Below are 12,904 nucleotides of genomic sequence, written 5' to 3'. Positions count from 1 at the left end.
AGCTTTTTCGGGAGAATTTTTATGTCGATTTTTCAAGCTATTATTTTAGGAGCCGTTCAAGGCTTAGCCGAATTTTTACCTGTTTCAAGTTCAGGACATTTAGCGGTTGTAGAATACTTTTTTAAACAAGAAGATCTTCCCATCCTTTTTGATATATTACTGCATGTCGCCACCCTTGCGGCCGTCTGCACCGTTTTTGCAAAAAAAATTGCCGGTCTTTTTTGTGTTTTAGGCAGATTTATCATAAGAAAATCCAAACCTGAAGATAAAGACGATCTTATGATGATTGCAGCCATTATAACCGCAACCGCCGTTACAGGTGTAATAGGCCTTTTATTAAAAGATTGGGTAAAAACCATCGACATACGTTTTATACCCATCTTCTTTATCATAACAGGATTTCTTTTAATAGCATCTTCTAAGGTAAAGCCTAAAAAACAATCAAAAAATATAAACCTCCTTACGGCAGCTGTTATAGGTCTTGCTCAAGGAATAGGAGTCTTACCCGGAATCTCGCGTTCGGGCAGTACTATTTCCGCCTCTCTTTTTGCAGGTCTTGACCGGGAAAAGGCAGGAGAATTTTCCTTTTTATTATCGATACCTGCAATCCTTGCGGCATTTATACTTGAACTCAAATCTGCCGATAATCTTCTTGCAGGTGTAAGCCCTATAAGCCTAATAGCCGGAATGTTGAGTGCCTTTGTTGTAGGTTATTTTTCGCTACGGTTTTTACTCAAACTTATAAAAAACGGAAAGCTTATGTACTTCGCTTTCTATTTGATTCCGCTGGGAATCGGTCTTAGTATTTACTTTTGGGGTTTTGCCGGATAATTTTTACGCTTTCGGAGTTGAAATTTGATAGAAGAATCAAAATTTAGGATCATATCAATCACATTGGGCATTTTCATTTTTTTGATCTCAATCTACATAGCCTTGGCGGTTCTCTTACCCATTTTCGGTTTTAAAGGCTACATATTCCCCTTTGAAACAATAGGTACGGTTCTTTTTTCTACGTATAAATTTTCTTCTTTGCTGATACCTATCATTCTTCTTTATTCTTCAATTTTATTGATGATTCCCGGCTGGACACTTCATTCAAAATTTTTATTATCATTTATGCCGGTTTATTTTTTAACCTGTGTGCTTGGAGAACACTTAATCTATTTTTTACTTCCGCAAATTGAAAATGAAACAGTGCAAGAATTTACAAAAATTGCCGTAACTCTGGCAACAGGCCTTTTACTCTTGATGGAGGTATTTCTTACCCTTATATTAAGTGAAAAAATCCATCAAAGAGCTTCTGTTCAGCCTGAAGAAAAAGACGAAATAGAAGATATCATAGGTGACAGCTATTATCCTTCAGAAACATCTATGGTGTTCGGTGAAGGAAATGAAACGGTCCAAACAGGATTTTGGCTAAAGTCAAACACAAATAAAACCGGTCCCGATACAGCCGGACAAACCTTGTCGGAGGCAATCCTTACACGAAACCAGTTTATAAAATCTCAACTAAACAGCGAAACAGAGGGTCCCAAGGAAGAACCTGCTCCTTTTAAAAAAATAGATGCAGATATAGAGGTCGACATAGGCAGTGCTCCTCCTGAAGACTCAAAAAAAGGCATTATAGACTCTCTTGTCGTAATAGAAGATATCAGCATCGAACAGGACTTAGAAGAACTTAGCTCCATAGAGGAAGATGAGATTACCGAAGACAGAGAACCCTCACAGGATGAAATTGCTGAATACGGCAGTCTTAAACAAAACGAAATTGCCGAATACGATGACCTTGAAACTGATGATTCTGAAAATACCGATACTGATGATGACGATAAAGAAGAAGATGACGATGATATTCTTCCTTCAGAAGAATTAAGCGAAGATATAGAAATAAGTGCAGCCCAGCCTTTAAAGCCTAAAAAAGACTCCAAAGATAAAAAAAATGGCTACCACATTCCTTATGATCTATTAACAAAATATCCGGGAAACGAATACTGGATAGTTGATGACTCAACCCGAAAAGCAGCCATAGCCTTAAAAAACACCTTTGAAGAATTCAATATAAGCATTGAAATTACAGGTATCAGAAAGGGGCCGGTTGTTACCATGTTTGAAGTTCTTCCTCCTCCCGGAATAAAATTGGGTAAAATCACCGCCCTTCAAGATAATATAGCCCTTAGGCTTGCTGCTCAAAGTGTCCGAATTGTTGCTCCCATTCCGGGAAAACAAGCTGTCGGTATTGAAGTTCCTAATGAATCACGCGCAATAGTCGGCTTTAGAGAACTAATCGAAACTCAAATTCCCGGTACCGAAAAAATGGGTATTCCTATCGTTTTAGGAAAAGACGTAACAGGAGAACCTCAAACTCTGGATCTTTGTCAAACACCCCATCTTTTGATAGCCGGTGCTACAGGTTCAGGTAAATCGGTCTGTGTAAACTCTATTATTCTTTCAATTCTCTATAACAGAAGTCCCGAAGAAGTAAAGCTCCTCTTGGTTGACCCCAAGATTGTAGAGCTTAAACTTTACAACGGCATCGGGCACTTATTGACTCCGGTAATTACGGAACCTAAAAGAGCACTTCAAGGCTTGCAATACTGTATCTGCGAAATGGAAAGGCGTTATGCGATGCTTGATTCCATGAGTGTCAGAGATATCAAAAGCTACAATAAAAAAATAAAACGGGAAAAAATTGCAGCCGAGCCCCTGCCCTACATAGTAATAATAATTGACGAATTCGCAGACCTTATGTCTACCACAGGAAAAGAACTTGAAGCAACCGTTTCAAGACTTTGTGCTATGAGCCGTGCCGTAGGTATTCACTTGGTACTTGCAACCCAGCGCCCTTCTACCAATGTAATTACAGGTTTAATCAAGGCAAACATTCCGAGTAGGATTGCCTTTATGGTTGCCTCCCGTGTAGACAGCCAAATTATTCTCGATAATATCGGGGCAGAAAAGCTTTTAGGCAAGGGCGACATGCTCTATGTAAGCACCACCAAGCCCTTCCCGGCCCGAATCCAAGGCACCTTTGTTTCCGATGATGAGGTAGAGCAGGTTGTTGAATGTGTAAAGACATTCGGAGAACCAGACTACATAGATGACGAAATATTTGTAGATGACGAAGAGTATTCCCAAGGCACCCTCTTCGGGGATGAAAGTGATCCCCTATACGATGAGGCCTTGCAGATTGTACTGGCCGAAGGAAAGGCTTCCGCTTCTTATATCCAAAGGCGGCTTAAAATAGGCTATAACCGAGCTGCGCGGATAGTAGAAGAAATGGAAGAACGCGGAGTGGTCGGCCCTGCAAACGGTTCAAAGCCGAGGGAAGTAATTACACATTCTTAAAAAATAATTATACGAGGTAAAATTTATGATTGATAACGCTTTATTTTCAGACTTTTATGAATTGACAATGGCTCAAGGTTTTTGGAAAAAAGGAAATAACACAAAAACCGTATTTGAAATGTTTTTTAGATCGAACCCTTTTAAGGGCGGTTATGCCGTCTTTGCAGGCCTTGAACCCCTCTTAGAAACTATTCAAAATTTTCACTTTGAAAAAAGCGATATCGAGTGGCTAAAATCCCTCGGAATATTCGAAAAAGAATTTTTAGACTATATTGCCGGCTTTAAATTTTCAGGCAATATTTGGGCAATGAAAGAAGGAAGCGTCGTTTTTCCGAATGAACCCTTAATCCGAGTTGAGGCTGATACGGTTGAAGCCCTGCTTTTAGAAGGTCTAATTTTAAACATGATAAATTTTCAAACCCTCATAGCAACAAAAACCGCCAGAATTTGGCTGGCTTCAAAAAAAGGCTCTATAATGGAATTCGGTCTTCGCCGAGCACAGGGCAACAACGGGGCTATGAGTGCAACAAGAGCTGCCTACATAGGAGGAGCCTTCGGCACAAGCAACTCCCTTGCTGCCAAAGAACTCGGCATACCGGCCCTCGGAACAATGGCCCACTCATGGATAATGTCATTTAAAAGCGAGGAGGAGGCCTTTCAAACCTATGCCGACATTTATCCGGATAATTCGATATTTTTAATAGATACCTATGATACCCTCCGTTCAGGAATCGTAAACGCTATCAAGGTTGGAAAGCGTCTGCAAAAAAAGGAAAAAAACTTCGGTGTACGCCTTGATTCAGGCGATATTTATTATTTGAGCAAAGATGTAAGAAAACGCCTAGATGAAGCGGGCTGCCCCAATGCAAAGATTTCCGTTTCAAATGAACTTACGGAGGAAATTGTAGAATCCCTTGTCCAAAACAATGCTCCCATAGATTCTTGGGGAGTCGGAACCCACATGGTTACAGGCGGAAATGAAGCCTCCCTTACAGGAGTATATAAAATGGCTGCTCGTAAGAGTTTAGAAGAAACGGAATGGACTCCGGTTATGAAATTTTCGGATAATCCTGCAAAGATGACTAATCCTGCAAGCAAACAGGTTTGGCGGCTTTACAATTCTGACGGTACTTTTAAGGCCGATGTTCTAAGTCTTGAAAACGAAAAAATTGAAGAGGGTGTAGAACAGACCTTTTATCATCCAGCAAATGACTACCAGAATTTTACCTTTACGCCAGCAAAGGCCGAGGCTCTTTTAGAAAAACGAATTGAAAACGGTAAGGCTGTCGGTAAAGTACCGTCTCTAAAAGAAATCAAAACCTATGCCGAAAAGCAGCTTGATAGTTTAGACTATACCTCAAAACGTCTTTTAAATCCCCATATATACAAGGTTTCTTTAAGCGAAAAGATGAGAGATTTAAAACAGCAGCTGATAAAAGCAAAACCGGTTTTTAAAAGCTAAGGCAGAAAAAGCCGGTTATTTATAAGTAAATTAAAGTATTCAATTTTGGAGGAGAATATTATGAAAAAGAGATTTTCTATCCGTAATAAATTAATTGTTATTTTCGGATTATTGGTAAGCCTTGCTCTTTTTATCTTTGGTATCTTAGCTGTAAACATTGCCGAAACAGCTGTAAAAGAAAAAGCGGAAACTCACTTAATCGATAAGGCAAAGGATACGGCTGAAATTATAGACGGCAGGATAAATGCCTTCTTTCAACTTTTGGAAGGCATTGCAAGATCTCCTGTACTGAGCGATACAGAAACAAGCTATCTTGAAAAATCACGATATTTACAAAAACAAAGTGCCTTGGATAAAACTATATTAGAACTGAATATAACAGACATGAAAGGTAACCGTTATGCAAATACCGGAGGCACTATATTTGTAGGAGACCTTGCATGGTATAAGACCGCCGCATCAGGTAAACGATTTGCTTCAGAACCGATAACATCCCGCTCTGACGGTTCTTTAATCAGCGTATATGCTGTTCCCATTTATAATAGCGACAGCAAAATAATAGGTGTGCTGGCAGCAGCCATTAACGGGCTTCATTTATCAAACGAAATAAAAGATATAACCGTAGGAGAAACAGGCGGCTGTTATATCATAGGCCTAAGCGGAATAACAATTGCCGATAAAGATTTAAGTCTTGTTTCAAAACTTGAATCAAGCGAGAACAAAGCAAAAAATGATCCGGCTTTTGCAAGCATAGCGGCGTTCGAAAAAAAAGCCCTAGCCGAAAAAGAGCCGGCAGTAGGTTCTTTTTATTGGGAAGATGAGCTTGAAATAGCTTCTTTCGCTCATATTAAAGTAACGGATTGGACGGTTATCATTTCCGCACCAATAGACGAATTTATGGGAACAATCGCTATCTTAAAAAAATCCCTTTATATCGTGGGTATAATTATTTTAATAAGCTCCCTTATCGTAATTTTCCTTGTAGCATTACGCATTGTAAAACCTATTAACGGAGTCGTTACAGCCTTAAAAAATATTTCACAAGGGGGAGGCGATTTAACGGTAAGACTTCCGCTTAAAGGAAATGACGAAATCACCGATCTATCGAATTACTTTAACCAAACAATCAAAAAAATAGAAGATTCCATTCAGGCTGTAGGAGTGAATACCGTAACAATGGAAAACATAGCAACCGAACTTGCCGGCAATATGAATGAAACAGCCGGATCGGTTCAACAAATCACTGCAAACATTGAAGATGTAAAACAGCAAGCAATGACACAGGCGGCAAGTGTTACCGAGACAGCCGCCACAGTAGAAGAAATAATCCGTACCATAAAACAGCTTAACGGCAGTATTGAAAGTCAAGCAGCGAGTGTTGCCGAATCATCTTCGGCTATTGAAGAAATGGTCGCAAACATAAGCTCCATAACAAACACTCTGGGAAAAACCGATAATGTTATTAAAACTCTTGCAGAAGCCACTGCAGACGGTAAAGATACCGTTACAAACGCAAATACAGTAACACAAAAAATATCCGAAGAGTCAGGCGGCTTATTGGAAGCTTCGACGGTTATTCAACACATTGCAAGTCAGACAAATCTTTTGGCTATGAATGCAGCCATCGAAGCGGCCCATGCAGGAGAAGCAGGAAAAGGTTTTGCCGTTGTTGCCGATGAAATCAGAAAACTTGCAGAAGAATCAAGTACTCAGGGAAAAACAATTACCTCAACATTAAAAAACCTATCCGGAGAAATCGAAATATTGTCTGATTCTGCAAAGACGGCTGAATCAAAGTTTAATGCTATCTTCAACCTATCTGAGCAAGTAAAACAAATGAGCACAACTTTGATGAATGCCATGGCGGAGCAGCAGCATGGGAGTCAAGAAGTGTTGATGGCCATCAAAGACATAAACAGAATTACCGCCGAAGTTCAAGCAGGTTCGGAAGAAATGCTCAAAGGCGGAGAAGGGGTCGCAGAGGAAATGAATAAACTGGACGGCCTAACCCATGTTATAACCGGCAGTATGAATGAGATTGCTAAAGGAGCTGCCCATATTGGTAATGCAATGGAAGATGTTGCTGTAATAACTGAAAAAAATAAACAAAGCATTGATAATCTTGTTAAGGAAGTAGGAAAATTCAAAGTAAGCGGCGAAATAAGCCTCGTAAAAACAAAAAAGGAAACTTCCGGCATTAATCTTACTAATGCAGTCAAAGTTCATGTAGATTGGAAGGTTAAACTTAGGGCAGCAATATCAACAAAGGAAAAACTTGATGCAGGAATCATTTCTAAGGATTCGGAATGCGAATTCGGAAAATGGCTGCACGGAGAAGCAAAAACAAAATACGGTAACTTGGCCTCATACAAAAACTGTGTAGCTAAACATGCCGCTTTTCATGTTGAAGCGGGCAAGGTAGCCTTTGCAATTAATGACGGAAAATTTACCGAAGCGGAAGCTATGCTCAATACGGGAAGTTCATTCAGCACCGCTTCAAATGAAATTACCGCTGCCGTAACCGCCCTAAAAAATGAAACGGGCTTGCACTAAAGCGGCTGATAAAAAAAGGCTCCCCAAATCGGCGGAGCCTTTTTTTCTACGGTAAAAACTCATCTTACGGATGAGCATCCAGCCATGTTTTAAATTGCTCTTTTGCGTTTTTCATGGTAATTACATCGGTGATAAGCGTTTTCCCGCTATCATTAGCTACAGCGTAATTTATTTTGTGCGGCCTTCCATCGGGATAATGCACCCCGAATTTGGTAAGATGGGAGTTTGCATCATTGGAATCGGAAACCCATAATGCAGTTATATTGTCATCGGCATCAAATTCAACACCCCAGACGGTAACAACATGAAGACCGGCGTTGTTCCCCAATATAAACTGCACTGCAAGAGCGTTGTGTTTATCAAATGCATCCTTTATTGTGTTTTCAAATTCTTCTTTGTTGTGCACATAGCGTGGTACTATCAAATCATTTAAATCGGAAAATATACCTTGTACAATACCGGGAGCCGGTTCGGCACTATACTGAGGGGTTAGCTCTCCTCCGGCAGTCATACCCAATAAATACCAGCCGGCAGCACTATTTAATGCAGTACCGTGCACACTATTTTTAAAACGCTTTCGGAACACATTGGCAACACCGCTTTTTCGCTCCGATAAATTTCTATTATATTCACCCAGATATAATTTATAGTCATCAGTATCGGGAGATATGCCTTTTTGTTGAATAACACGCTTCAGGTTCTCTTCATTTTGCTTCATCCACCAATGTAAAAGATCGGCGGTTGACATTGCCCAACACATCTGATCATCTGTATTATCTTGTGATTTTTTTGCATTAAACCACATAGTCGTTTGAGTTTCTTTCCAGACACCATATTTGGGATTTACACTATGCCCGCCGTGCTCCAATTCACTGTCGGAAGGCGGTGTTATACCGTGCACCCATTCGGTTCTAAGCACGGGAGCGGGACAAACTTTTTGAATAATCGGTATTTCACGAATGAGGGTTGGTTTGGCAGTATTGGTTTTAAATACAAGATAAGCCCTTCGTTCAAATGCCGATTTATTTTCTTTAAGCTTTACGGTAATTGTATCAATATTCTCTGCCGAAACAGATGTCGTTTCCACCCAATTGCCGTTCCCGTAAGCATATCTGACGGTACAATTATATGTTGAATATTGTGTTTTTTTTGCAACAGACAACACCGTAGAGGAAGCCTGATGATCGGATTCTATTTTCGGCTGGCTGAACACAAACGTAGAATCGTCCTTTATCTGGAAACGGATAGAAGTACGTTTCTTACCGTCGACCCAAATATTAACGGTTGCAGTTCCTTTTCCAATTGCCGTAACCAGACCGGTTTCCGTAACTGAAACCAGATTCTCCTCATACGTATATTTCACTTCTTTATTTGTCGCATTTTCCGGTTTAATAACGGGTTTCAGCTGAAACTGTTCCCCCAACTTAACCGGTAAAGTAGTATCTTCTTCGATAAGTTCATCATTTACATCGTGAAGAACAACTTCAGTTACCGGAACATACTTCGGTATAAACGGAGCGGGCTGCCCGGAATTGTCCGGGTTTTGTCCCTGTCCCGAGTGCGGTTTGACAGTACCGCCGCCGGAAGGGTTTGTTTTTGCGAGACTATTCGGACAGCCGGCAAGCAGTACAATGAGCGCCGTAAGAGCACCGAATAAACCTGCATATAATATCCGTTTTTTATTCATTTAAATCTCCTTAAAATATATCCGCAGCGCATTATCAGCGTGCGGACATTGTGTTTCTAAAAACTCACAATTTTCAGTTCGCGGCATCCAGCCATGCTTTAAATTCTTTTTTTGCCGATTTCATAACAGCTACTTCTTCAATGCGGGTGTCTCCCTTATCGTTCGGAGCAGCATAGTTTATTTTATGCGGTATTCCATCAGGATAATATACGCCGAATTTTACAATATGCGAGTTTCTGTCATTGGAATCGGAAGTCCACAGTTCAACGATGTTATCGTCTTCGTCAAAAACAACGCCCCAAACGGTAACGACATGCAGCGGATCGATAATATTGGTTTTCGGTTTTATAACAACGGCAATAGCATGTCCATCATTTAAAGCACCATTTATCATATCTTCAAACTCTTTTTTGTTATGCGCGTAACGGACTTCTATCAGCTTGTTTAAATCTTCCTGTCCCGTAAATACGTCTTGCACAATACCGGGCGGAGCAATCTTTTGTGAACCGTTGGAAACGCCGCGTAAATACCAATTAACGGCGGTGTGTAACTGTAACCCGACATCGCCGTACCCCTTGCGGAATACATTTGCAATGCTGCTTTTATCTTTTTCGCCTATATCGCCTAAACCGCCCTTGTATTCGCCCGTGTAATATAAATATTCGGCTTTACCGGATGTAATTCCTTTTTTTCGCATATAGCGTTCAAGGTTGTCTTTGTTTTCCCGCATCCACCAATGTAAAAGGTCGGAGGTAGACATTGCCCAGCACATATTGGCATCCGTAACCGAACGATAGTTTTGCGTGTAGCGGAGCTTGCGGGCATTAAACCATGTAGTATGTGCGGTTTCTTCCCATTTGCGGTAACGCACATCAGTTCCCGTTTCGGTTTTAATTTCGCCTTCCGCCGGAGGTGTAATGCCGTGCACCCACTTTGTAATAAGCTTGGGGTCAACGAGGTTTGGAGTTTGGGTAATGGTCAGCTTGTGTACTGTTTTTTGTTGTTGCTTTCCTCGCCTAGCCGGTTCTATTTTTGAAACAGTCAGCGAAACCATTCTGGGCACGGGTGCTTTATTTTCTGAGATACGGAGCGTAAGCGTTTCTTTTTTTGTGTTTTCGCCTGATTTTTCCACAGTCAGCCAAGGTACTACAGGATTAACCGTCAGCACATACTTGGTACTGTTATATTTTTTTTCAATAACAAGCGTTTCGGTAAAAGCATCGCGGCTGTGTTTTATTTCCTTTTTACCTTCAACCTTAAAAGTATAATCGTCTTTAATGTTAAAGTACATAGTGTACTCGCGTCCGTTTGACGCTCTCGCCGTGATTTCGGCATTTCCGATGCCGTTTACCGTAATAATTCCTTCGGGGCTAACGGAAATATCGCCTTTTTTTACCTCGTATTGCAGGTTTTTGTCCGAAGCATCGGGCGGGTCGAAAACGGGGATAAGCCGATACGGTTTATTCAGTTCAAGATTCATAGAATACGTTATCGCAAATTCCGTACCATCTTGTGTATCTTTTCCCTTAAAAGTTATATTTTTGACGGGAACCGTACCTTGATCGGAAGATGCCGGCACTTGTCCCGAAGCAGGATTTTGCTTAAACAATACCTTTACCGATGCATCGGAAGTAAGTTTTACCGCCGCAGTTAAATCACCCTCGTTTCTTCCCGATACTATCTCACCGCCTTTAACATTCCAGCCTGCTACTACATAACCCTCGCCCGGTTCAGCGGTAAAAACTACGGTTTTGCCGCTTACGGCTTTTGCACCGGATGCAATGCTTTTTCCGTCAACCGCCGCCTTAAGCCGGCCGCCTCCGCCTTCGACTTCAAACTGTACCTCATATTTTAACGTCTCCGGCTTTATAGGGGCCGAGCATCCGAGTGCCAAAACCGAAATAAGGGCAGCCACCCCGAAAAGGTTTAAAAAAAGCCGGCCCCTTGGTCTATGTTTTTTTGTATATTGTTTCATAGTATAATCCGTTAACTGTGTTTTAATTTTTTTCATATTAAAATCTCCTTAAAAATATTATTTATAACTATAATTTTTGCGCATAACGCGTAATATATTATACAAGTTTTCCGCCTTCCAGCCGTTTGTATGCATAATGGCGTATCTTGTTTTTCAATGAATACAGAGCACAAGATAAGCTGCTTATATGCTTTATGTTACCGTATTTTTTGTCTCCGTATTTCAAATAAAAACTCCTTCGCAATTACGGATTATATCCTAAAAAAGGCCGTGTTGTCATTTCGACAATCTTGCCGCCGCACAACTGCATACTCACCTTTAATTCCCGATGACATATTCCGGACTTACTTCCAAAGCGATTTCTTCGCCTTCACCGGTAAAGTTTATATGTACTTTGAGTTTATCGCTTCCGCTTTCTTTATTCAAATAAACATATTTTATAAAAATATGTTTACCGTCCGCCGTTTTTGAATAGGATATAGGCTCGTTAAAGGCTAAAACGTCTTCAGGTTCCCTGCCGTTTACTTCCAAATAAAATGCGGAAACCGCTGTCTTTTGTAAGGGATTTTCCAGCGCAAACATCGTCATCTCTCTTTCGGTATCGTATTGTTCCGATAAAAAGCGGTAGTTTTCAAAAACTTTATGTTGCCATTTTTGACGCGAATTTGGGTCATCTTTTACCTTTACGGAAAAATTAAATAAAGACGCTATATTGTCTTTAGGAATCTTTTTAAACCCTGCCGCCTTTGCCGTTTTTGTTACGGTTATGCGCCGTACGGAAGGGTCGGGTTTGGAAGAAAGCATTTCTGCGATTTGTTCCTTTTCGGCAATACAATAAGTTATTTCCAGAGTTCCTTCAATATCATCCGCCTTTATACCTTCGTTTTCCGGATGAAATAAAGCCGTGTCCATCTCCATATTGAACTGTCCGCCCTCCCGATTATAACGGGCCATAATTGTTTGTATATGGGCATCATTTATAAGACGCGCAGGTGTTACCCTAAGGTGCTTTGCAAAAGCATAATATTCCGAACCGAACACATCGGCAGATACATTGATAATACCGTCATCGGTTTTGTTTATAAGATACCTAAACACATCTTCTTTCGAAAAATAGGGCTTTGTAAGGTCGGCTCCCAAGCGTGCAAATAAAGCACTTCTATCCGTTTCCGTTGAAGTTTCGCTCTCTCCCGCTTCTTTTTTTAAATATTTTACTTTATATACGGGTATTATTTTTATTTTATCTCCGTTTTTTTCCAATGCCGCGGCTAAGCTGTAACGGTCATGAACTCCCAAACTGAGAGTGCCGGCATTATCATCACTGAAAGACAGCTTTTTTAAAAGAGCGGAGTTACCGGCCGCATCCGAAATAAAGGTATCCAATGTTTTATTGTGCTCTATAGCGTCCGAAAAATCCAATTCTGCTGCACTTAGGGAAGGAAAAATCTTTGCATAGGGATTTTCAAAGCCTGTAAAGGTCAATTCTTTTTCAAAGGACTTTTCTCCTTTTGTGCCCTTTACCTTTACGGTAAAGGTTCCGGCCTTATCATCGTAGGCGGTAATTGCTTTTTCGGTAAAGGTCAGCACCGAACCCTCAGAAGGATCCGTATCACGGATTTTTTTTGCCGCATCGGAGGCGGTTATATTTCCCTTTGTTAAAGCAAAGGCGCTCATAATATCCTCTTTTAACAAATCGCCCGGCTGTCTCTGCGGATTAAGCGGTGCATTTGAGTTTATATCAGTTTTCGGTATTGCCGAATTAGGGCATCCCGCAAATAAAAAAATGCAGCATATTATAGCAGCTGCCATTATATTGTTTAATATTGTTTTCATAAAACTCCTAACATAAATATATCATTTTAACCAGACATTAACAAACAGA

8 protein-coding genes and 1 pseudogene are annotated in these 12,904 nt (G+C 40.6%); 5 read left to right on the top strand and 4 right to left on the bottom strand.

Translation table 11 applies throughout. The features are described from left to right. Positions 1-21 precede the first annotated feature (21 nt). The 5 genes and pseudogenes from uppP (at position 22) to E4O07_RS12360 (ending at position 7,360) form a co-directional block, all read left to right on the top strand. Positions 22-831 carry an undecaprenyl-diphosphatase UppP gene (gene uppP, locus E4O07_RS12380; RefSeq protein ID WP_253686277.1) on the top strand — a complete coding sequence of 270 codons (810 nt, stop codon included), beginning with the start codon at positions 22-24 and terminating at the stop codon, positions 829-831. A 24-nt stretch (positions 832-855) separates the two neighbouring features. Beyond that, on the top strand, positions 856-3,345 hold the full coding sequence (locus E4O07_RS12375; RefSeq protein ID WP_253686275.1) for a DNA translocase FtsK: 2,490 nt from the start codon (positions 856-858) through the stop codon (positions 3,343-3,345). Positions 3,346-3,370: 25 nt separating this feature from the next. After that, entirely contained in the window at positions 3,371-4,807 is a 1,437-nt protein-coding gene (locus E4O07_RS12370; protein ID WP_253686273.1) for a nicotinate phosphoribosyltransferase, read from the top strand. A 60-nt stretch (positions 4,808-4,867) separates the two neighbouring features. Then, positions 4,868-6,958: pseudogene (locus tag E4O07_RS12365) on the top strand (methyl-accepting chemotaxis protein); the annotation flags it as partial. 9 nt (positions 6,959-6,967) lie between these two features. Beyond that, entirely contained in the window at positions 6,968-7,360 is a 393-nt protein-coding gene (locus tag E4O07_RS12360) for a CZB domain-containing protein (protein WP_253688144.1), read from the top strand. Positions 7,361-7,424: 64 nt separating this feature from the next. On the opposite strand, the gene E4O07_RS12355 is transcribed toward E4O07_RS12360, so the two are convergent. The 4 genes from E4O07_RS12355 to E4O07_RS12345 form a co-directional block, all read right to left on the bottom strand. Continuing rightward, positions 7,425-9,047 (bottom strand): IdeS/Mac family cysteine endopeptidase, encoded by a 1,623-nt coding sequence (locus E4O07_RS12355; RefSeq protein ID WP_253686271.1) that lies wholly within the window; start codon positions 9,045-9,047, stop codon positions 7,425-7,427. A gap of 73 nt (positions 9,048-9,120) precedes the next feature. Further along, on the bottom strand, positions 9,121-11,058 hold the full coding sequence (locus E4O07_RS12350; RefSeq protein ID WP_253686269.1) for an IdeS/Mac family cysteine endopeptidase: 1,938 nt from the start codon (positions 11,056-11,058) through the stop codon (positions 9,121-9,123). Between the two features lie 61 nt (positions 11,059-11,119). Further along, positions 11,120-11,248: a hypothetical protein gene (locus E4O07_RS13430; RefSeq protein ID WP_256487873.1), complete on the bottom strand. Its 129-nt coding sequence runs from the start codon at positions 11,246-11,248 to the stop codon at positions 11,120-11,122. 92 nt (positions 11,249-11,340) lie between these two features. Continuing rightward, positions 11,341-12,855 (bottom strand): lipoprotein 17-related variable surface protein, encoded by a 1,515-nt coding sequence (locus E4O07_RS12345; RefSeq protein WP_253686267.1) that lies wholly within the window; start codon positions 12,853-12,855, stop codon positions 11,341-11,343. Between the last annotated feature and the right edge of the window lie 49 nt (positions 12,856-12,904).

The organism is Treponema sp. OMZ 798 (genome assembly GCF_024181385.1).
In the GTDB taxonomy this organism is placed as follows: domain Bacteria; phylum Spirochaetota; class Spirochaetia; order Treponematales; family Treponemataceae; genus Treponema_B.
The sequence above is the reverse complement of the archived record's forward strand: the minus strand, read 5'-3'. Positions and strand labels throughout refer to the sequence as shown.

Bases quoted from the DNA above. Each gene is read 5' to 3' on its own strand.
- E4O07_RS12345 (WP_253686267.1), bottom strand. From the start codon at position 12,855: ATGAAAACAATATTAAACAATATAATGGCAGCTGCTATAATATGCTGC.
- E4O07_RS12370 (WP_253686273.1), top strand. From the start codon at position 3,371: ATGATTGATAACGCTTTATTTTCAGACTTTTATGAATTGACAATGGCT.
- E4O07_RS12355 (WP_253686271.1), bottom strand. From the start codon at position 9,047: ATGAATAAAAAACGGATATTATATGCAGGTTTATTCGGTGCTCTTACG.
- uppP (WP_253686277.1), top strand. From the start codon at position 22: ATGTCGATTTTTCAAGCTATTATTTTAGGAGCCGTTCAAGGCTTAGCC.
- E4O07_RS12350 (WP_253686269.1), bottom strand. From the start codon at position 11,058: ATGAAAAAAATTAAAACACAGTTAACGGATTATACTATGAAACAATAT.